Raw genomic sequence first — 21383 nt, forward strand, 5'->3', positions numbered from 1 at the left:
GGGAGATCCTTTGGGGTCGAGGTGGATGGAAGAGGGGCGGTTCACGCGCAGGCGGTTGCGGCGGCGGCCGGGAGGCGTCGATCGAGCGCACGGCTCCAGAGCGCGAGCGCGAGCCCGGCCAGCGTCAGCAGCGCGGCCACCCAGCCGAGCGCCTGCAGGCCCGGGCCGCGTTCGATGACCATGCCGCCGACCCAGGCGCCCAGTGCATTGCCAAGATTGAAGGCCGCGATGTTGAGACTGGATGCGAGGTTCTGTCCCGCGCCCGCGGCCTTGTCGAGCACTCGCAACTGCAGCGGCGCGACAGTGGCGAACGACGCGACCCCCAGCAGCAGCACGAACAGGACCGCGCTCCAGGGCGTGTGGATCAGCCACTGCATCGCGCCGAGCACCGCGGCGAGCGCCATCAGCGTGCCCAGCACCGAGGGCATCGGCGCGCGGTCGGCCAGCTTGCCGCCCAGCAGGTTGCCCAGCGCCAGGCCGCCGCCGAACAGCAGCAGGATCGGCGACACCGCCGCCTCGGACAGGCCGGTGAGGCGGGTGAGCAGCGGCTGGACGTAGGTGAACACGGCGAACAGGCCCGCAAAGCCCAGCACCGTCATCGCCAGCCCGAGCAGGACCTGCGGCCGGCCGAGCACGGCGAGCTCCTCGCGCAGCGAGGACGGTGCGGCGTCGGCCCGGCCGCGCGGCACGAACAGCGCCAGCACCGCGTACGCGGCCACGCCGATCAGCGCCACGGCCCAGAAGGTCGCGCGCCAGCCGAAGTGCAACCCGAGCCAGGCGCCGGCGGGCACCCCGAGCAGCGTCGCGGCCGTGAGGCCGGTGAACATCATCGCGATCGCCGAGGCGCGGCGCTCGGGCGGCACCAGGCCGGTGGCGACCACCGAGCCGACGCCGAAGAAGGTGCCGTGCGCGAGCGAGGTGACGACCCGCGCAGCCATCAACATCTCGTAGTTGGCGGCCAGCGCGCAGGCAACGTTGCCGAGCGTGAAGATCGCCATCAGCGCCAGCAGCACGGTCTTGCGCGGTACGCGGCGGGTGGCGATGGTGAGCAGCGGCGCGCCGACCGCGACCCCGAGCGCATAGCCCGAGATCAACAGGCCGGCGGCCGCGATGGAGACCTGAAGGTCCGCCGAGACCTGCAGCAGCAGGCCCATGATGACGAACTCGGTGGTGCCGATGCCGAAGGCACCGGCGGTGAGGGCGAGAAGGGCGATGGGCATGATGTCCACGACTGTGCCGGCTGCGCGCCCATATGAATAGAATGCCTTCCAGACACGTTCCTGTGAACTGAATTCACATATGCCGCGTTCCGAGATCAACCGCTCCGGCGAAATGGAAGCCTTCGTCCAGGTGGTCGAGCGCGGCAGCTTCTCGGCCGGCGCCCGGGCGCTGGGCATGACGCCCTCGGCGGTCAGCAAGCTGATCGGGCGGCTGGAGTCGCGGCTCGCGACCCAGCTCGTGCACCGTTCCACCCGCAAGCTGCAGCTCACTGCCGAAGGGCGGCAGTTCTACGAGCGCAGCGTGCGCGTGCTGGCCGACATGGACGAGGCCGAGCGCTGCGCCGCCGCCGGGGCGGCACCGAGCGGGCGCGTGAGCATCAATGCCAGCGTCCCTTTCGGCCAGCATGTGCTGATCCCGCTGGTGCCGCGCTTCCTCGAACTGCATCCCCAGATCACGCTCAACATCGTGCTCACCGATCGGGTGGTCGACCTCATGGAAGAGCGCGCCGACGTCGCGATCCGCTGGGGCGAACTGCCGCCTTCCGACCTCATCGCGCGCCGGCTCGGCGCCACCGGACAGGCCATCCTTGCGTCACCCGGCTATCTCGCGCGCCACGGCACACCGCGCACCCCGCAGGAACTCGAAGCGCACAACCGCCTCGGCTTCACCTACCGGCGCAGTGTCCCGGACTGGCCGCTGTCGGTCGACGGCCGCGTGATCGACATGCCCATCAGCGGCAACGTGCGCGCCGGCGACGGCGAGGCCCTGCGGGCCCTGGTGCTGGCTGGCGTCGGGCTGGGACGGCTGTCGCTCTATCACGTGCAGGCCGACATCGACGCCGGCCGGCTGGTGCCGGTGCTGGAGGCGTTCAATCCGCGCGACATCGCGCCGATCCATGCGCTCTATCTCGGCAGGCCCGGCCGGTTGCCGGCGCGGGTGCGCGCGCTTCTCGACTTCCTGGTGGCCCATGTCGGGGAGGACGGACGGCCCCAGCCTTGAAGGAAGCGGCCTGTGTCGGGACGGGAAGCTTCCCGGTGCGAGGCCGCGTGCCGCGGCCTGCGCCCGGTTGCCTGACAATAGCTCTCAACGCATGAAAGAAGTTCCCGACGCCATCGTCTGCGAAGGCTGCGACGCCGTCTACCGTCGGGTGCCGCTGCGTCCGCGCGAGATCTCGCATTGCCCGCGCTGCAGCACCGAACTCGACCGCCATGCGGGCGACCAGAGCGGCCGCGTGCTGCCGCTCACGGTGGCCTGCCTGATCCTGTTCGCGATCGCCAACCTGTTCCCGATCGTCGAGATCGAACTGCAGGGGCTCAGCAACGAGACCACGCTGGCAGGCGCGGTGGTGGCGCTGAGTTCCGAAGGCATGTCGCCGGTGGCGCTGCTGGTGCTGGCGACCACGCTCCTGTTTCCGTTGCTTCAGCTGTGCATCCTGTTCTACCTGCTGGTGCCGATGCGCTACGAGCGGCGGCCGGCGGGTTTCCGCATCCTGGTGGGCGCGCTCCAGGCGCTTCGGCCCTGGGGCATGGTCGAGGTGTTCCTGCTCGGCGTGCTGGTCGCGATCATCAAGCTCAGCAGCATGGCCCAGGTCATCCCCGGCCCGGCGCTCTGGGCTTTCATGGGGCTCACGGTGCTGCTGACCGCGGTGCTGTCGTTCAACCCGCGAACCTTCTGGGAGATGGCCTTCGAGCCGCGGCCGGGACAACACGAATGAACGAGCCCGTGCCGATCGACAACGCCGGGACCGGCCGGCTGATGGGCTGCCACCATTGCGGCACCACATGGCAAGGCGCATTCGACGGCGAGCCCTGCGCGCGCTGCGGCACGCGGCTGCACGCGCGCAAGCCCGACAGCATCAACCGCACCTGGGCCTACCTCGTGGCCGCCGCGATTCTCTATCTGCCGGCCAACCTGCTGCCGGTGATGATCACCAGGAGCCTGCTGGGGACCCAGCAGGACACCATCCTGAGCGGTGTCATCTACTTCTGGGTGTCCGGCGCCTACGGCCTGGCCGCGCTGATCTTCATCGCGAGCTTCCTGGTGCCGCTGTTCAAGCTCAGCGCGCTGATCTTGCTGAACATCACGGCCCAGCGTCGCAGCGCCTGGCGGCAGCTCGAGAGGGCCAAGCTCTATCGCATCCTCGAGGTGATCGGGCGCTGGTCGATGCTCGACGTCTTCGTGGTGGCGCTGCTGGCCGGTCTGGTGCGCATCCACGGCTTCGCCGAGATCACGGCCGGGGTCGGTATCGCGGCCTTCGGCGCGGTGGTCGTGTTGACGATGCTGGCGTCGCTGAGCTTCGATCCGCGGCTGACCTGGGACACCCGGCCCGATGCACGGGCGAACGAAATGAACATGGCAACGAATCCACATGAATGATGCAGACACTGCTCCCGAGCCCCGGCCGCCGCTGGGGAGCCCGACGGTGGTCAAGCGGCGCAACTGGCTGCCGTCCCTGATCTGGCTGATCCCCATCGTGGCTGCGCTGGTCGGCGTGGCGCTGGTCGCACGCATCCTGATCGACCGCGGCCCGGAGATCGTGCTGACCTTCAAGAGCGCCGAGGGCCTGGAGGCCAACAAGACGGCGGTCAAGTACAAGGACGTCCAGATCGGCATGGTGCAAAGCATCCGCCTGGCCAACGACCGCTCCCATGTGCGCGTGCTGGTGCAGCTCAAGAAGGAGGCCAGTGCCTTCACTGCGCAGGACACGCGCTTCTGGGTGGTGCGCCCGCGGCTCGACACCTCCGGGATTTCCGGGCTCGGCACCTTGCTGTCCGGCGCCTACATCGGCGCCGATGCCGGCACTTCGGAAGAGGCCGCGGGCGAATTCATCGGGCTCGAGACGCCGCCCATCGTCACGCGCGACGCTTCCGGGCGGCAGTTCCTGCTGCGCTCGCGCGACGTCGGTTCGCTGGACATCGGATCGCCGGTGTACTTCCGGCGCATCAAGGTGGGGCAGGTCGCGGCCTACGAGCTCGACCCCGATGGCCGCGGCGTGACGCTGCGCGTCTTCGTCAACGCGCCGTACGACAAGTTCGTCGGCGTCAATACGCGCTTCTGGCATGCCAGCGGCTTCGATGTCGAGCTGAACGCGAGCGGGCTCAAGGTGCGCACCCAGTCGCTCGTCACGGTGCTGATCGGCGGCATCGCCTTCCAGTCGCCCGACGACCAGAGCGGGCCGCAGGCGCAGGAGAACACGGCCTTCGGGCTCGCGAATGACGAGGTCGCCGCGATGAAGGAGCCCGACGGGCCCTCCCAGACCATGCTGCTGTACTTCAACCAGTCGCTGCGCGGCTTGTCGCCGGGCGCGCCGGTCGACTTCCGCGGCGTGGTCGTCGGCGAAGTCAGGTCGATCGGCGTCGAGTTCGACCGCACCGAGCGCGAGTTCAAGATGCCGGTGGTGGTGCAGATCTACCCCGACCGCCTGCGGCGCCGCGACGTCAATCCCGGAAGGGAGTCGCAGTTCTCGCAGCTCGAGCGCTGGCGCTTCCTGGTCAGCAAGGGCCTGCGCGGCCAGCTGCGCACCGGCAACCTGCTCACGGGCCAGGTCTACGTGGCCATCGACTTCTTCCCCGATGCGAAGCCGGCCACCCTGGACATCAGCCGGACGCCGATCGAGCTGCCGACCGCGCCCAACAGCCTGGACGAGCTGCAGTCCCAGGTGTCGGACATCGCCCGCAAGATCAACAAGGTGCCCTTCGAGGAGCTCAGCGCCGATCTGCGCAAGACGCTGGCCACGCTCAACAAGACGCTGGCCAGTACCGAGCAACTCGCCAAGAGCCTGAACAACGACGTCACGCCGGAGATGGCGGCAGCCATGAAAGACGTGCGCCGGACGCTGCGCTCCGCCGAGAAGACGATCGCCGACGATGCCCCGCTTCAGCAGGACATGCGCCAGACCCTGCAGGAAGTCACGCGGGCGGCGGCGTCGCTGCGCATCCTGACCGACTACCTGGAGCGTCATCCCGAATCACTGATCCGCGGCAAGCCGGAGGACAAGCAGAAATGAGAACCACGACATGGCGCCTCGCGGCAGCGGCGCTGGGCGCTGCGCTGCTGCTGGCGGGGTGCGGCAGCACCCGCACGCAGTTCTACAGCCTGGCCGAGAGCGCGCAACCGGCCCGTGCACCGGCCGCGACCGCCGCGGCAACGCCGGTCTTCATCGAACTCGCGCCGATCGCCATGCCCGAGCGCTTCGCCCGGCCGCAGCTGGTGGTGCGGCAGAAGGGTTCGGCCGGCGGCCCGCAGGTGAACATCCTCGAGCAGCACCGCTGGTCCTCCTCGTTCGAGAACGAACTGCGCGATGCGCTGGGCAGCGCCATTGCGGCCCGGCTCGGGGCAGTCGACGTGACGAGGTCCGGCCGCGTGCGCGGCCAGCCCGCGACCCGCATCGCGGTGCAGATGGGGCAGTTCGACGCCATCGAGGACAGCCGGGTCGACGCCAGCTTCAGCTGGACCGTGCGCCGCACGGACGAGGGCCCGGCGGCCGCTTGCCAACTCTCGCTGTCGGAGCCCGTGGGTGCCGGCATGGATGCGCTGGCCGAGGGCGCGCAGCGGGTCGCCGCCCGGCTGGCCGATGCCATTGCGGCCAGCGCCTCGGCGCTGCAGGCCAACCCGGCGCCGTCCTGCGGCGCTTGACGACGGGCGGCGCGCCTATTCGGCGGCCGATGGGTCGTACATCTTCTCCTTGATGAAGAAGAACGGAACCAGGGCGGCGAGGGCGTAGGCGATGCCCAGGACCGCCAGCCCGAGCCCGATGGTGAAGCTGTCCGCAACGAGGCCGATGACCAGCGGCGCCGTCATCGCGCCGATGCGGCCGATGTTGTAGGAGCCGCCGGTGGCGGTGCCGCGCAGGTGCGTCGGGAAGCTCTCGTTCATGTAGGTGGCGTTGACGGCATAGGGCATGCCATAGAGGAATCCGAAGACGATCATGAGCAGCACCATGGTCTCCGGCGTCTGGAACATGAACAGGACCGGCAGCATCATGGCGGTGGCAATGCCGCCGACGGCGAACAGGATGCGTCGGCCGAACCGGTCGGCCAGCCAGCCGGTGACGACCTTGCCCACGATGGCCGCCGTGTAGGCACCGACGATGTAGGTCGTCATGGTCCTGAAGTCGACGCCGAGTTCCGTGGCCACGTAGCTCGGCAGCCAGGTGTTGACGCCGAAGTAGCCGAACTGCAGCAGGGTCGAGGCCAGCGCCCACAGCAGGAAGCAGTGCCTGACCCTCCGGTCCTGCCAGATCAGCCGCCACTCGTTGTTCTCGCGGGTACGCGGCGCCTGGCTGCGGTTCCGCCAGCTTTGCGGCTCGGGGATGAAACGGCGGATGAAGATGGCGAGCACCACCGGCACGATCGCGATGTAGTACATCCAGCGCCAGCCGAAGGTCGGCAGGATCGCGCCGGCCAGCAGCGCCGCGGCCAGGTAGCCCAGGGAATAGGAGGCCTGCAGGGTGCCGAGCACGGTCGTTCGCATCCGGGTCGGCACGTATTCCGCCATCAGCATGGTGCAGATCGTGTATTCGGCGCCCAGGCCGATGCCGGTGATGAAGCGGATGGCGATGAACTGCGGGTACGACTGGGCGAAGCCGAGCAGCATCGAGCCGATGGAGAACAGGACGATCATCCAGGCCGCCATGCGGACCCGGCCGAAGCGGTCTGCCAGCCAGCCGCCGCCCATGCCGCCGATCGCCATGCCGCCCAGCGACCAGGTGGCGAGCAGCCCGGCCTGGGTGTTGGTCAAGCCCCATTCGGCCTTCAGGCTGGGCAGCGTGATCGAGAGCATCTGGAGGTCGAAGCCGTCGACGAAGAGCCCGAGGAATGATGAAATGAAGACCGCGATCCAGACCTTGTCCGAGGGAATTCTGGATGTCCGGTCGCTGCGCGCAAAAGTGTCGACCTCCTGAGTGGTCATGGTGTTGTCTCCCTGTCTGTTGGTTGAATTCTTTTGTCCCGCATTGTTGGAAGGCAGGCGATAGCTGTCTAATATCAAATTGCTATTCGTCAATATGAATCTCGAATCCAAAGGATTCGCGCTGTTCGACACCGCCATCGGGGCCTGCGGCATTGCCTGGGGCCCGCGCGGCATCGCCGGCGTGCAGTTGCCCGAAAGCGGGGAGGGCGCCACGCGCGAGCGCATGAGGCGGCGCTTCGCGCAATGGCCGGAGCGCGAGCCGCCGCCGGTGGTCGGGCCCGCGATCGCGGGCATCCGCGCACTGCTGAACGGCGAGCCGCGCGACCTGGCCGAGATCGCGCTCGACCTCGAGGGCGTCAGCGAATTCCACCGGCGCGTCTACGAGATCGCGCGCCGCATTCCGCCCGGACGCACCCGCACCTACGGCGACATCGCGGCCGAACTCGGCGACAAGGGGCTGGCGCGCGCGGTCGGCCAGGCGCTCGGGCTCAATCCCTTCGCGCCGGTCGTGCCGTGCCATCGGGTGCTTGCCGCGGGCGGGCAATGGGGTGGCTTCTCGGCCCATGGCGGCGCGGCGTCGAAGCTGCGCATGCTGGCCATCGAGGGGGCTCGTCCGGACAGTGACAGCGGCCATCTGTTCTGAGCTCCAAGCCCTAGCACAGGCCGCCCGATCGCGCTGCCCACGGTCCATCGCGACCTTGGCGACAATCGGTGCATGACTTCTTCGCGCTTCTTCAAGATCGCGCTCGTGCTGGGCCTGTTGTCGGCCATCGGCCCGTTCGCGATCGACATGTACCTGCCGGCCCTGCCCGAGATCGGCAGCAGCCTGCACGCCGGCATCGGACCGGTGCAGATGAGCCTCACGGCCTTCTTCGTCTCGCTCGGGGTCGGGCAACTGCTTTATGGCCCGGTGTCCGACATGGTGGGGCGCAAGCCGCCGCTCTATTTCGGGCTCGGACTGTTCGCGCTCGCGAGCATCGGCTGCGCGCTGGCGACCAGCATCGAGACGCTGATCGCGCTGCGCTTCGTGCAGGGCCTGGGCGCCGCGGCCGGCATGGCGATCCCGCGCGCCGTGGTGCGCGACCTGCACACCGGCAACGATGCGGCGCGGCTGATGTCGCTGCTGATGCTGGTCTTCAGCGTGTCACCGATCCTGGCGCCGCTGGCCGGCAGCGCGGTGATCGCCTTCACCGGCTGGCGCGGCGTGTTCTGGGCCGTGACGCTGGCTGCGGTGATCGGCTTGGCGACCATCGCCCTGGTGCTGAAGGAAACCCGGCCGGCCGAGGAGCGGGTCGAGAGCAGCCTGGGCAGCGCGCTCGCGGCGTACGGCGTGCTGCTGCGCGACACGCACTACCTCGGGCTGGTCTTCATCGGCGCCTTCGCGATGGCGGGCTTCTTCACCTACCTGGCGAACTCGTCCTTCGTGATGATCGATCACTACGGGCTGTCGCCGGTGCTGTACAGCGTGGCCTTCGGCGTGAACGCGGCGGCCTTCTTCGCCGCCGCCCAGCTCAACGGCCCGCTGTGCGAACGCTTCGGCATCGAGCGCGTGGTCAAGACCAGCGTCGCCGCCTGCGGCGCCGTGATGCTGGCCATGTTCGCCTACTACGCGACCGGCGGCGACCGGCTGGCGGTGCTGATCGTGCTGTACTTCATCGCCAGCGGGCTGATGGGCCTGGTCATTCCCACCACCTCGGTGCTCGCGCTCGAGAAGCACGGCACCATCGCCGGCACCGCCTCGGCCCTGCTCGGCACGCTTCAGATGCTCACCGGCGCGGTGGTGATGGCGGTGGTCGGACTCTTCACCGACGGCCGGCCGTTGCCGATGGTGGCCGGCATGGCGGGTGGCGCCCTGATCGCCGTCGTGCTGACCTGGCTCACGCTGGACGGGCGGCGCCAGGCCGTCTGTCCGGCGGGCTGAGGCGGTGTCGGCCACCCTGGCGGCGCCGGCCGCCTCCGCGGCGCAGAACGGGCTGCCCCAGCCGCAGCGCCGGCAGGCCATGGTGGTGGTGATCCTCGGCATTGCGGTGGCGGTGCTCGACGGCACCATCGTCAATCTCGCGCTGCCGGGTATTGCGCGCGAACTGCGGGCCGACCCGGCGCATGCGATCTGGGTGGTCAACGCCTACCAGATCGCCACGCTGGTCATGCTGCTGCCGCTGGCTTCGCTGGGCGACCGGATCGGCTACCGGCGCGTCTACCTCACGGGCATGGCCCTGTTCGCGGCCGCTTCGCTCATCGCGACGCTGTCCAACTCGCTCGGCATGCTGATCGCGGGCCGGGCGCTGCAGGGGCTGGGCGCCGCCGGCATCATGAGCGTCAACGCGGCGCTGGTGCGACTCATCTATCCGTCAGCCCAGCTCGGGCGCGGCATGGCGATCAACTCGATGGTGGTGGCCACCGCCTCGGTCGCCGGGCCTTCGGTGGCGGCCGGGATCCTTTCGGTGGCTTCGTGGCCCTGGCTGTTCGCGCTCAACGTGCCGCTGGGTGCGCTGGTGCTGGTGCTCGGCCTGCGGGCGCTGCCGGCCAACGATTCGGCTGCCTCCGGGTTTCGCTTCTCGCTGATCGACGTCGTGCTCAACGTGGCGATGTTCGCGCTGATCTTCGTCGGCGCCGACCGCCTGGGCGTGCGCAGCGAAACGGGGCAGGGCGCCGGGCCGATGGCCTGGGCGCTGCTGCTGGGCGGCGTGGCGGTCGGATTCGTCTACCTGCGGCGGCAGGCCGCACAGGCGGTGCCGTTGTTCCCGGTCGACCTGCTGCGCATCCCGGTGTTCGCGCTCTCGATGGGCACCTCGGTCGGCGCCTTCTGTGCCCAGATGCTGTCCTTCATCGCGCTGCCCTTCCTGCTGCTCGACACCTACGGGCGCTCGCACTTCGAGGCCGGCCTGCTGATCACCGCCTGGCCGCTGGCGATCGTGGTGATGGCGCCGATCGCGGGCCGGCTGATCGGCCGATACCCGGACGGCCTGCTGGGCGGCATCGGCCTGGCCCTGCTGGCCACCGGCCTGGCGCTGCTGGCGGCGCTGCCGGCGCAGCCGGGCAACATCGACATCGTCTGGCGCATGGTGCTGTGCGGCCTGGGCTTCGGGCTGTTCCAGTCGCCCAACAACCACACCATCGTGACCACGCCGCCGCCGCATCGCAGCGGCGCGGCCAGCGGCATGCTGGGCACTGCGCGGCTCACGGGCCAGACCCTGGGCGCGGTGCTGCTGGCCGGCATCTTCAGCTTCTGGAGTCCGCACGACGGCAAGGGACAGGTGATTGCCCTCGCGCTCGCCGCCTGCTGTGCGGCAGTGGCCGCGGTCTGCAGCACGCTGCGCACCCGGCACGACTGAGCCGGGCCCTATCTCCGACGGCCGATTGCCGGCCGCGGGGCAGCCTCCTATCGTTCAGGCTCCTGCGGCGCCAAAGGGGGCCTCATGCCTGATCGTTCGGACATCCTGTGGTTCAAGACCGAGTTCCAGCCGCGCATCGTGCCGCTCCTGGCCGGAACCCCACTGACCGTGGACATGATCGCGGCCATCGCCTGCCAGGAGACCGGCCACATCTGGCCGCTGCTGCGGCGCGCGAACATGGCGACGCCGCGGATCCTCGCGCTCTGCGTCGGCGACACGCTCGATGCCGACAAGGGTCGCCGTGCCTTTCCGAAGACCAAGGCCGAGCTGCTGGCCCGGCCGAACGGCGACCGCATGTTCGCGATCGCCCGCCAGGCGCTGGTCGACATGGCGGCGAAGGTGCCGGGCTACACCGGCGCGGCGGCGCGGCCCGACAAGTTCTGCCACGGCTACGGCATGTTCCAGTGCGACCTGCAGTTCTTCCTGTCCGATCCGGACTATTTTCTCGAGCGCCGGTACGAGCATTTCGAGGAGACGCTGGGCAAGTGCCTGGTCGAGCTGGGCCGTGCGCTGCACAAGCTGGGCTTGCAGGACCGCGAGTCGCTCAGCGACCTCGAACTCGCCGCGGTCGGCATCGCCTACAACACCGGCGGCTTCAGTCCCGCCAAGGGCCTCAGGCAGGGCTACTTCAACGGCACCAGCTTCTACGGCGAGTTGCTGTTCGACTTCATCCGGCTGGCGCACACCGCCGCTCTGCCGGACGACCCGTCACCGCTGGTCGAACCGCCGCCCGGCGTCGCCATCGTGCCGCCGACCGCGCCGCCGAGCGCCGAAGGACCCGCGATGGTGGTGACCACGGTCGACGCCATGCTGCGCCTGCGCAGCGCGCCCTCGATCAGCACGCCGCCCCAGGCCAACGTGATCGCGAACCTGCCCAGCGGGCATCCGGTGCGCGCCGTGACCGGCACGGCGGTGAAGGGCTTCATGGAGGTGGAGACCGAACTCTTCGGCGCGCGGCTGCACGGCTTCGCGTCGATGAAGTTCCTGGCGCCCACGGCCACGCCCCGGCGCACCGTGATGCCGAACAGCGCCCGGCCACCGCCGGCGCCGGTCTTCACGCCGCCGGCGGCGGCCCTGCCGCGTCCGCCGGGCAGCCTGACCCGGCGCCGGGACCTGGCGAATGCCCATTCGCTGAGCGAGCCGGGCCAGCCGGGGCGTTCAGGCACGAGCGCGCCGGCGCTGCGGACCGAGCTCGGCGCCATCGTCGACTGGCTGGCGGTGGACAAGCCCTCGCACAGGCGCTACCAGCCGCGCGCGGGCCTGACCTTCTGCAACATCTACTGCCACGACTTCTGCCACCTCGCGGGCGTGTACCTGCCGCGGGTCTGGTGGACGACCCCGGCCATCCTGGCGCTGGCCGGCGGTGCGCAGGTGGCGCCGTTGATCGGCAACACCGTCGTCGAGGTGCGTGCCAACGACCTGTTCCGCTGGCTGCGCGATTTCGGCCAGGCCTTCGGCTGGCGCCAGAGCGGGGCGCTGGCCGAGCTGCAGCAGGCCGCCAACCAGGGGGCGGTCGGCCTGATCGTGGCGCGAAGAAAGGAGGACGGCCGCTCGGGCCACATCGTCGCGGTGGTGCCAGAGACCGCCACCGCGACCGCCCGCCGCAATGCCGCCGGCGAGGTGATCGCGCCGCTGCAGAGCCAGGCCGGCGCGCGCAACTTCAGCCGCGGCACCGGCAAGGCCGGCTGGTGGAATGGCGAGGAGTTCGCGGAAAGCGCGTTCTGGATCCACGCCTGAAGTCGTGAGCCGGGGGGCGGCGGCACCGGGCAGCGAACGGCCGACAGGCAGAATGCGCCATGAAAGCACCCCCCCGACTGCAGTCGCTGATCGACGAAGGCCTGATCGACAGCGTGGTACGCCAGCTCATGAGCGGCAAGGAAGCGATGGTCTACGTGGTGCGCTGCGGCGACGACACGCGTTGCGCCAAGATCTACAAGGAAGCCACCCAGCGCAGCTTCCGCCAGGCCGTCGACTACACCGAGAACCGCAAGGTCAAGAACACGCGCCTGCAGCGCGCGATGGCCAAGGGCACCAAGTTCGGACGGCAGGCCACCGAGGCCGCCTGGCAAAGCGCCGAGGTCGACGCGCTCTATCGCCTGGCGGCCGCGGGCGTCCGGGTGCCGGTGCCCTACAACTTCTGCGACGGGGTGTTGCTGATGGAACTGGTCGCCGACGCGCAGGGCGATGCTGCGCCGCGCCTCAACGACGTGGTGTTCACGCCCGAGGAGGCGCGGCGGCACCATGCGACGCTGCTGGTGGAAGTGGTCCGCATGCTGTGTGCCGGCGTGGTGCATGGCGATCTCTCGGAGTTCAACGTGCTGCTCGGCGCCGACGGTCCCGTGATCATCGACCTGCCGCAGGCCGTCGATGCCGCGGGCAACAACCACGCGCGGCGGATGCTGCTGCGCGACGTGGCGAATCTCAATGCCTTCTTCGGTCGGTTCGCACCCGAGCTGCTGCCGACGCGCTACGGCGAAGAGATCTGGAACCTCTACGAACGCGGCGAACTGCACACCGGCTCGGAGCTCACGGGCACCTTTGTGCGCGCGACCGGGCCGGTCGACCTGGGGGGCGTGTTGCGCGAGGTCGACGACGCGCGCGCGGAAGAGGCGGCGCGCCTGGTGCGCATGGCGGCGCGCTGATCAGGGCGCCGGAAGGGTTGCCGCGATGCGATCGGCCATGAAGTCGTAGAACGGATTCGAGGACAGCCGCGTCAGCGAATCCAGGCTGACGATCAGCCCGCCGCGCTCGCCGCGCATCGCCAGCGCGCCGAGGTTGACGCCGAAATCGTCGCTGTCGTCGGGCCGCATGCCGTACAGCGGATCGGTCATCGGGAAGGGCAGGGCGAGGTGCGAGAGCGAGAACACCTCGAGCGGAAACTCGAGCCCGAGCGGCCGGGTCTGCACCGTGGTCGAACCGGCCTCCGTGACCTGTTCCACGACTTCGCGGCTGTGAATGTCGGCATTGGTGACCAGCGTCGAGCGGAAGCGCCGCGGTGCGGGGGGCAGCACACGGTCCGGCCGCAGATCGCTGCCGGAGCGCAGCAGCGGTCCGAACTTGACGCTGCGGTTGAGGTCGAACAGCACCAGCTCGCTGCCGTTGGCGGGCAGCCGCGCGTAGAGGCTGGTGACGATCGCGCGGGTGCTGACCGTGAAGTCGATCAATGACTGGAAGGTGAGAATCGGCGGCAGCTGGTCGAGCCGGCCGGCTCGCTCCTCGCGCACCACGTGCGCCTGCAGGTCGCGCGTCAGCAGGGACGACTGGCGCGCACCGTTGACCGGGAACGAGTTGTACTTGAAGGGGTTGAACTCCGGCACGATGCCGAGCCAGGCCGCCTTGGCGAAGGCCGGGAAGATGGCCGGCCAGCCGAACACGCCGGCAAAGCGCGACAGCTCGGTGATGCCGATCATCGGCGCGATCAGGATCAGCCGGTCGGGCCGCGGAAGCTGGCTGTCGTCGATGGCATCGAGCGCGTACTTGGTCGCCAGCGCGCCGCCGTTGGAGAAGCCGACCACGTGCAGCGGCAGCGGAGCGGGCACGCGCCGCCGTGCTTCGCGCACCGCGAGCTGGGTCGCCGCGGACCAGTCCTCCCACTGGACGTGGGTCAGTCCGGCGGGCACGGTGCCGTGGCCCGGCATGCGGATCGCGACGACCACGAAGCCGCGGTCGCGGTACAGCGTGGCGACGTGGCGCAGGCTGAAAGGCGAATCGGTGAGGCCGTGAAGCAGCACCACCGCTCCTTTCGGCGGCCCTTGCGGGTCGAGCGTGTAGGAGCGGTTCCAGTCCTGCCGGAAACGGCCCGGATAGATCGGGCTGCCTTCGAAATAGCGGTTCGACGGGGTCTGCAGCTCGGGCGGCAGCTTCTGCGTGACCTGCTGCCGGACGTCCTCGAAGGCCGCGTTCTCGGCTGCCAGCCAGGCGGGCCAGTCGGCCTTGCGGATCTCCTCGCCGGACAGCTCGTGCGGCACGTGCGTGTGCCACGGCTCGAGCGCCGGCCCGCGTTGCACGTCGTAGGTGCGAACTGCGATCAGGGTGACGAATACGATGCCCAGCAACAGCGCGGTGCGCTTCAGCATCCTGGCCAGCCAGGGTCCCATTCCGATCCTCTTTTCGTTCTTTCTTCGCGCACGCGGCCCGGGAAACTTCCCGGCGTGCAATCTATCACGAGGCTCGAAGCGTCGATCCCGTGGGCGGACTTGCACCGGAATCGCGGCCGGCCTTCATACTGCCGCCACCAAGACCCCTGCGCGGAGGGCACATCCATGAGTCAAATCGGCAAGCTGCCGGGCGACGACACGCTGATACGCCACGGCTGCGAGCCGGCCGGCTGTCCACCGGCCTCGAAGCCCTGGGTGCTGGCGGCGGCGATCGTCGGCTCCAGCATGGCCTTCATCGATGGCACGGTGGTGAACGTCGCGCTGCCCGCGATCCAGGCCGATCTGCATGCGACCGCCTTCCAGGCGCAATGGGTGGTGGAGTCCTATGCGCTCTTTCTGGCCGCGCTGCTGCTCGTCGGCGGCTCGCTGGGCGACCACTTCGGGCGGCGAAGAATTTTCGCGATCGGCGTCGCACTGTTCGCGCTGGCCTCGCTCGGCTGCGCGCTGGCGGGCGATGTGCGGCAGCTGATCCTGGCGCGCGCGGTGCAGGGTGTCGGCGGCGCCATGTTGGTGCCGGGCAGCCTGGCGCTCATCAGCGCGTCGTTTCCCGAGAAGGAGCGCGGTCGCGCCATCGGCACCTGGTCGGGCTTCAGCGGCATCACGGCCGCCATCGGGCCGGTGGTGGGCGGCTTCCTGGTCGACCACTACTCGTGGATCTGGGCCTTCCTGGTCAACCTGCCGATGGCGGCCGTGGTGCTGCTGATCGTCTGGCGCCATGTGCCGGAGAGCCGTGGCGGCGCGGCAGCCGGAGAGCGGCTCGATCTCTGGGGCGCGGCACTGGCCACGGTCGCGCTCGGCGGTATCGTCTATGCCTTCATCGAGGCGCCGACCCAGGGCTGGGGCGCGCTGCCCGTTCGGGCTGCGCTGCTCGGCGGCCTCGCGGCCAGCGTCGCCTTCGTCGTCGTCGAGTTGCGGGTGCGCTCGCCGATGCTGCCGCTGTCGCTGCTTCGCATCGGCAATTTCGGCGGCGCCAACCTGCTGACGCTGCTGCTCTATGCGGCGCTCGGCGGCGGGCTGTATTTCTTTCCGCTCAACCTGATCCAGGTGCAGGGCTACTCGGCGACGGTGGCGGGCGCGGCCCTGCTGCCGTTCATCCTCATCATGTTCGCGCTCTCGGGCTGGGCCGGACAGCTGGTCGATCGCTTCGGCCCGCGCCTGCCGCTGGTGGTGGGGCCGAGCATCGCCGCCATCGGTTTTGCGTTGTTCGCGGTGCCGGGTGTCGGAGCGAACTACTGGACCTCGTTCTTCCCGGCGGTGGTGGTGCTCGGCTTCGGCATGACGGTGACGGTCGCGCCGCTCACCACCACCGTGATGAATGCGGTCGGCGCGGAGCTCGCGGGCATCGCCTCGGGCGTCAACAACGCGGTCTCGCGCGCCGCGGCGGTGCTGGCGATCGCGGTCTTCGGCGTGGTCATGGCCTGGGCCTTCGATCTCCGGCTGGGCCAAGGCCTGCGCGACATCGGCGCCTCGGCCGAGACCACCGCCTTCGTGCAGGCGCAGCGCAGCCAGTTGGCAGGCGCCGCGACGCCGCCGGGCGCCGATCCGGCGGCGGCCGCGGCGCTCAGGCAGACGGTCAACGCCTCCTTCGTTTCGGGCTTTCGCTGGGTCATGCTCGTGTGCGCCGCCTTGGCGCTGCTGAGCGCCCTGAGCGCCTGGATGCTCATCGGCCGCGCCAAGGACGACGATCGCCATACGTCTCATGGCCGATAGGCAATGAAGGGTGCCCCCTCCACACTGCGTCTCGATGGCCCGTTCACCCAAGCGCTGGCCGCAGGAGGATTGGCAATGAACCAGGGGTTGCGCCGCGGCGCTCGATGGTTGCCGCTGCTCGCCGGCCTGCTCCTCGCCGCCTGCTCGAAGGGCCCCCAGCCCGGCGAAGTGCAGGACGAGGCGAAGATCGCCGGCCGCGATGCGGCCTCGTTCCCGCACGCCTCCGAGGACTACTTCCGCGACATGGACAACGGCGTCGCGCTGTCGCCGGAGGAGATCAAGGGGCGCAACATGTGGCTGGTCTGGAGCGGCGGCAACGACCGCTTCTGGACCCAGATGACCGACTACACCTTCGGCGCTTTCGATCTCCTGAAGGTGGTCAGCTCGCACCCGAGCCTGGGCTACTCGCGGGCCAATCGCTGGCAGTACTTCGGGCTCGTCAACGAGCCTTGCTTCGACAATGCCGCCGGGCCCGACAAGCAGCGCCGCGGCCTCTGGCTCGATGTGCGCAACAAGGACTGCGGACCCGACCCCTTCGAGAACGAGAGCAAGTACCCGGGCGTCGCGATCGGCTCGCGCGGCAAACCGCTGGGCGACGGCACGACGCAGCCGGTGGGCTCCTTCTACGGCTGGGGCACAGGCATCGCAGGACTGCGGCTGTTTCCGAACCCGGCCTTCGACGAGAAGGCCGCGAAGGCCTGGGACGCCGAGAAGTACTACACCGACCCGAGCTACTACAACCGCAAGGACCTGGTGCGGCCGTATCGGGTCGGCATGTCCTGCGGCTTCTGCCACGTCGGGCCGAGCCCGGTGAAGCCGCCGGTCGATCCGAACAATCCGAAGTTCGAGAACCTGAGCTCCTCGGTGGGCGCGCAGTACATGTGGGTCGACCGGCTGTTCATCTTCAACGCCAACAAGCCCGAGGGGCGGACCAACTACATGTACCAGCTGGCCCACACCTACCGGCCGGGCGCGATGGACACCTCGCTGGTCTCGACCGACGGCATCAACAACCCGCGCACCATGAACGCGGTCTACGATTTTTCGTCGCGGCTGCAGATGGCCCGGCGCATCGGCCGCGAGAAGCTCGCGGGCGGCGAACTCGACAACAAGCAGTTCAACGACTTCATCGCCAGCGGGCCGCTGACCGAGTTCTTCTCGAAGGCCGATTCGGTGGTCTACACGCCGCATGTGCTCAAGGACGGCGCCGACTCGGTCGGGCTGTTGGGCGCTCTGAACCGGGTCTACCTCAACATCGGCCTCTTCAGCGAGGAATGGCTGCTGCACTTCAACCCGGTGGTGGGAGGCAAGACCATCACGCCGATCAAGATCGCCTCGGCACAGAAGAACTCGAGCTACTGGCAGGCGACCGAGGCCGGCACGCCGAACACCGCGCTGTTCTTCCTCAAGGCGGCGCAGCCCGACCACCTGAAGGATGCGCCGGGCGGCGACAAGTACCTGGCTGCGGACGACGCGACGCTGGAGCGCGGCAAGCTGGCCTTCGCCGACACGTGCGCGCGCTGCCATTCGAGCAAGGCGCCGCAGTTGCCGGCCGCGCTCGAACTCAACCCGACGCGCTGCGCGGGCCCGGGCTACGTCGACTGCTTCAAGCGCTACTGGGGCTGGACCCAGACCGAGGACTACAAGGCGCAGATGCGCAAGATCGTGCAGGCGCCGGACTTCCTCAAGAGCAACTACCTGTCGACCGAGGCACGCATCCCGGTCACGCTGCTGCGCACCAACGCCTGCAGTCCGCTGGCGACCAACGCGCTGGAGGGCAACATCTGGGACAACTTCTCGTCGCAGACGTACAAGAATCTGCCCTCGGTCGGCACCGTGACGCTCAGCGATCCCTTCACCGGCGAGCCCAAGCCCTACGCCATGCCGGCCGGCGGGCGCGGCTACACGCGCGTGCCCTCGCTGATCAGCGTCTGGTCGAGCGCGCCCTTCCTGCTGAACAACACGGTCGGCGACGCCAATGGCGATCCCTCGGTCGAAGGCCGCATGAAGGTCTTCGACCAGTCGATCGAGCAGATGCTGTGGCCCGAGAAACGCAAGGCCGACGCCATCCTCGGTGCGAGGGTGGGCGGCACCATCGACCGCACCACCGAGCGCAGCATGGTGACCATCCCGACCGGCTATGCGCCCGAGGCACTGCAGCCCTTGCAGGGCGCGCTGCACCGCTGGCTGCCGTGGCTGGTGCAGAAGGATGGCGACATCGTGCTCGGCCCCATTCCGCAGGGCGTGCCGGTGAACCTGCTGGCGAATCTCAAGCTGCGCGCCGAGAGCGATGGCCTGGGCGAGAAGGTCGAACACGTGAAAGACGCCGGGGACCTGCTGGTCAGGCTCAAGCTGGCGCTTGCGAGCGCGCCCGCCGGCGCCAGCGACGAGGACCTGCGCAAGCACTTCGCGGACCTGCGCGAGCCCATGCTCGCACTCAGCAAGTGCCGTGATTTCGTGGTCAATCGCGGCCACTACTTCGGCACCGCCGAGTTCAATCGCCAGGAGGGCCTGAGCGCCGACGAGAAGTCCTTCGGCCGCGAGCCCGAACTGAACGACGACGACAAGCGGGCGCTGATCGCCTTCCTGAAGACCTTCTGACGGCAATCGAAACGGGACGCATGCAGGGCACCGACGCGAGCGACTGGGACTACGTCATCGTCGGGTCGGGTGCGGGCGGCGGGACCCTTGCGGCCCGATTGGCCGAGGCCGGCATGCGGGTCTTCCTGCTCGATGCCGGCGGCGATCCGCGCGCCGGCCACGCGCGCCTGCCGGACGACTACGACGTGCCGGCCTTCCATGCCTTCGCCTGCGAGAACCCGGCGATGCGGTGGGATTTCCACGTCCGCCACTACGCCGACGAGGCGCGGCAGGCGAAGGACTGGAAATACCGGGCGGGGCAGGGCGTGCTCTATCCGCGCGCCGCCGGCCTGGGCGGCTGCACCTCGCACAACGCGATGATCTTCATGCTGCCGCATGCGTCGGACTGGAACCACATCGCGCGGCTCACCGGCGACCCTTCCTGGCGGGCGACCCGCATGCGCCGCTATGCGCATCGCGTGGAGGACTGCCGGCACCGGCCGGTGTGGCGCGCGCTGCGGCATGTCGGCCTGGATCCGACCGGGCACGGCTGGGGCGGCTGGCTGCGGACCGAGAAGTCGATCCCGCTGTCCGTGCTCGGCGACGAGGGCCTGGTGCGGCTGCTGCGCGACACCGCGAGCGGCTTCACCCGCAGCCTGCCGACGCCCTGGCTCAGCACCCTGCGCTGGCTGCGCGGGGGGCTGGGAGACCCGAACTCGCGGCGCCTGCGGCCCGGCAGTTTCGAAGGCCTCTGCTACACGCCACTCGCGACCGCCGGCCACCGCCGCAGCGGCGTACGCGAACGGCTGCTGGAGGTCGCGCGGCGCCATCCCGGGCACCTGCACCTGGAGCTGGATGCGCTCGCCACCCGCGTGCTCTTCGACGCCGATGGCGGCGCCAGCGGCGTCGAGTACCTGAAGGGCGAGCGTCTCTATCGTGCCCACGCGGCGCCCAGCGATGGCGCGGGCGCGAAGCGCGAGGTGCGGGCCCGGCGCGAGGTGATCCTCTGCGGCGGCGCCTTCAACACGCCACAGCTGCTGATGCTGTCGGGCATCGGTCCGGCGGCGGAACTGCAGGCCCACGGCATCCCCGTGCGGGTCGATCTTCCCGGGGTCGGCAGCAACCTGCAGGACCGCTACGAGGTCGCCGTCACGCACCGCATGCCTTCCCCCTGGGAGGTGCTCGAGGGCGCCCGCTTCGAGCGCGACGACACGCTGTGGCGCCATTGGCAGAAGGGCCGCAGCGGCGTGTACGCTTCCAACGGCGCCGCGCTCGGCGTGATCTTGCGTTCGCTCGGCGCCGAGCGGCAGGGGCAGGCGCCGGACTTGTTCTGCATGGCGCTGTTGGCACGCTTCGAGGGCTACTTCAGCGGCTTCTCGCGCTGGATTCGCGATCAGCCCGACCAGTTGACCTGGGCCGTGCTGAAGGGCCACACGAAGAATCGCGCAGGCACCGTGCGCCTGCGCTCGGCCGATCCGCGCGACATGCCGCTGGTGAATTTCCGCTACTTCGAGGAAGGCAGCGACGCGGCCGGCGATGACCTGAAAGCCGTGGTGCAGGCCATCCGCTTCGTGCGCCGCATGACGGCGCCGCTGCTGAAGAGCGGGTGGATCGCCGAGGAGCTGTCGCCGGGCCCCTCGGCCGACAGCGACGAAGCGCTGTCCGATTACGTGCGCAACACCGCCTGGGGCCACCATGCCTCGTGCTCCTGCCCGATCGGCGACGCGAAGGCGGGCGGCGTGCTGGACAGCGCCTTCGCGGTCCACGGCGTGAAGCGGCTGCGGGTGGTGGACGCTTCCGCCTTCCCGCGCATCCCGGGCTTCTTCGTCGCCGCGGCCATCTACATGGTGGCGGAGAAAGCCGCCGATGCGCTGCTGCATGAAGCACGGCGCACCCCTCTTTCGGCAAATTGACGAAGCGCGCCGAATGCGTTGACACTTTGCGAACGACGGGGCTTCCCCGGAGGAGAAGGCACATGGCCTATGACGTGCAACAGCTGCTCGACATGTCGCAGCAGCAGCTCGACGACCTGTTCCGCGCCAGCCCGCCCGGAGACATTCCTCACGGCGAGGCCGAGGGCACCGCGATCATTGCGCCCGGCACCCGCTACACGGAGTCGATCGCGAGGATCATCAATTTCTTCGGTTGGCAGGGGAAGGTGTTCGACGCCGAGAAGGGCCTGCTGAAGAACAAGGTCAGCATCTTCGGCGTGCAGGCCATCGTCGCCAAGGTTTCCCTGGGCGACAGCTGGCTCGACGGCAAGCCGTGCATCGTGCTGGACTACTCGGACACCTCCATCGTGGCGCAGTGGATCCGGGACGAGATCCGGCTCATCGGGCCCGGTCTCTATCTCGGCAAGGTCTATTGGGGCAAGGAGCGGCTGATCGACTTCTGCCTCAAGTTCTGATGC

General features: G+C 69.3%; 17 protein-coding genes. 14 read left to right on the forward strand and 3 right to left on the reverse strand.

Going from position 1 to position 21383, the window contains the following annotated elements; genetic code table 11:
- Positions 1-41: 41 nt before the first annotated feature.
- The gene (locus AB4Z46_RS09555) at positions 42-1220 is read right to left on the reverse strand and encodes an MFS transporter (protein WP_442283245.1); all 1179 of its coding nucleotides are present in this window, start codon (positions 1218-1220) and stop codon (positions 42-44) included.
- Between the two features lie 79 nt (positions 1221-1299).
- Between AB4Z46_RS09555 and AB4Z46_RS09560 the strand changes: the two genes are divergently transcribed.
- From AB4Z46_RS09560 to AB4Z46_RS09580, 5 genes are all read left to right on the forward strand, one after another.
- The gene (locus tag AB4Z46_RS09560) at positions 1300-2220 is read left to right on the forward strand and encodes a LysR family transcriptional regulator (RefSeq protein ID WP_442283246.1); all 921 of its coding nucleotides are present in this window, start codon (positions 1300-1302) and stop codon (positions 2218-2220) included.
- Positions 2221-2311: 91 nt separating this feature from the next.
- Complete coding sequence (locus AB4Z46_RS09565; protein ID WP_442283247.1) at positions 2312-2935, forward strand: paraquat-inducible protein A; 624 nt, start codon at positions 2312-2314, stop codon at positions 2933-2935.
- On the forward strand, positions 2932-3597 hold the full coding sequence (locus AB4Z46_RS09570) for a paraquat-inducible protein A (RefSeq protein WP_442283248.1): 666 nt from the start codon (positions 2932-2934) through the stop codon (positions 3595-3597). Before AB4Z46_RS09565 ends, AB4Z46_RS09570 begins: the two co-directional genes overlap by 4 nt.
- On the forward strand, positions 3590-5227 hold the full coding sequence (locus tag AB4Z46_RS09575; protein WP_442283249.1) for a PqiB family protein: 1638 nt from the start codon (positions 3590-3592) through the stop codon (positions 5225-5227). Before AB4Z46_RS09570 ends, AB4Z46_RS09575 begins: the two co-directional genes overlap by 8 nt.
- A complete protein-coding gene (locus AB4Z46_RS09580; protein ID WP_442283250.1) occupies positions 5224-5856 on the forward strand; it encodes a PqiC family protein in 633 nt (210 codons plus the stop codon). The genes AB4Z46_RS09575 and AB4Z46_RS09580 overlap by 4 nt, the downstream gene beginning before the upstream one ends.
- Positions 5857-5871: 15 nt before the next feature.
- Here AB4Z46_RS09580 and AB4Z46_RS09585 read toward each other — a convergent pair whose 3' ends face one another.
- Positions 5872-7131, reverse strand: a complete 1260-nt coding sequence (locus AB4Z46_RS09585; protein WP_442283251.1) for an MFS transporter — start codon at positions 7129-7131, stop codon at positions 5872-5874.
- A gap of 94 nt (positions 7132-7225) precedes the next feature.
- Between AB4Z46_RS09585 and AB4Z46_RS09590 the strand changes: the two genes are divergently transcribed.
- The 5 genes from AB4Z46_RS09590 to AB4Z46_RS09610 all read left to right on the forward strand — a co-directional run bounded on the left by AB4Z46_RS09590 (position 7226) and on the right by AB4Z46_RS09610 (position 13168).
- Positions 7226-7774, forward strand: a complete 549-nt coding sequence (locus tag AB4Z46_RS09590) for a methylated-DNA--[protein]-cysteine S-methyltransferase (protein ID WP_442283252.1) — start codon at positions 7226-7228, stop codon at positions 7772-7774.
- 72 nt (positions 7775-7846) lie between these two features.
- Complete coding sequence (locus AB4Z46_RS09595; RefSeq protein WP_442283253.1) at positions 7847-9052, forward strand: multidrug effflux MFS transporter; 1206 nt, start codon at positions 7847-7849, stop codon at positions 9050-9052.
- A gap of 79 nt (positions 9053-9131) precedes the next feature.
- On the forward strand, positions 9132-10466 hold the full coding sequence (locus tag AB4Z46_RS09600; RefSeq protein ID WP_442283314.1) for an MFS transporter: 1335 nt from the start codon (positions 9132-9134) through the stop codon (positions 10464-10466).
- Between the two features lie 84 nt (positions 10467-10550).
- Complete coding sequence (locus AB4Z46_RS09605) at positions 10551-12263, forward strand: hypothetical protein (protein ID WP_442283254.1); 1713 nt, start codon at positions 10551-10553, stop codon at positions 12261-12263.
- Between the two features lie 59 nt (positions 12264-12322).
- Positions 12323-13168, forward strand: coding sequence for a PA4780 family RIO1-like protein kinase (locus AB4Z46_RS09610; protein ID WP_442283255.1), 846 nt, complete (start codon positions 12323-12325; stop codon positions 13166-13168).
- Here AB4Z46_RS09610 and AB4Z46_RS09615 read toward each other — a convergent pair whose 3' ends face one another.
- Positions 13169-14623, reverse strand: a complete 1455-nt coding sequence (locus AB4Z46_RS09615) for an alpha/beta hydrolase (protein ID WP_442283256.1) — start codon at positions 14621-14623, stop codon at positions 13169-13171.
- A 165-nt stretch (positions 14624-14788) separates the two neighbouring features.
- Here AB4Z46_RS09615 and AB4Z46_RS09620 point away from each other — a divergent pair, with 165 nt between their 5' ends.
- The 4 genes from AB4Z46_RS09620 to AB4Z46_RS09635 all read left to right on the forward strand — a co-directional run bounded on the left by AB4Z46_RS09620 (position 14789) and on the right by AB4Z46_RS09635 (position 21380).
- Complete coding sequence (locus tag AB4Z46_RS09620) at positions 14789-16393, forward strand: MFS transporter (RefSeq protein ID WP_442283257.1); 1605 nt, start codon at positions 14789-14791, stop codon at positions 16391-16393.
- 75 nt (positions 16394-16468) lie between these two features.
- Positions 16469-18994, forward strand: coding sequence for a hypothetical protein (locus AB4Z46_RS09625; RefSeq protein ID WP_442283258.1), 2526 nt, complete (start codon positions 16469-16471; stop codon positions 18992-18994).
- Between the two features lie 20 nt (positions 18995-19014).
- Positions 19015-20886 (forward strand): GMC family oxidoreductase, encoded by a 1872-nt coding sequence (locus tag AB4Z46_RS09630; protein ID WP_442283259.1) that lies wholly within the window; start codon positions 19015-19017, stop codon positions 20884-20886.
- 62 nt (positions 20887-20948) lie between these two features.
- Positions 20949-21380, forward strand: a complete 432-nt coding sequence (locus AB4Z46_RS09635) for a hypothetical protein (protein ID WP_442283260.1) — start codon at positions 20949-20951, stop codon at positions 21378-21380.
- Positions 21381-21383 lie beyond the last annotated feature (3 nt).

This window comes from Variovorax sp. M-6, assembly GCF_052114385.1.
Taxonomy (GTDB): domain Bacteria; phylum Pseudomonadota; class Gammaproteobacteria; order Burkholderiales; family Burkholderiaceae_C; genus Variovorax.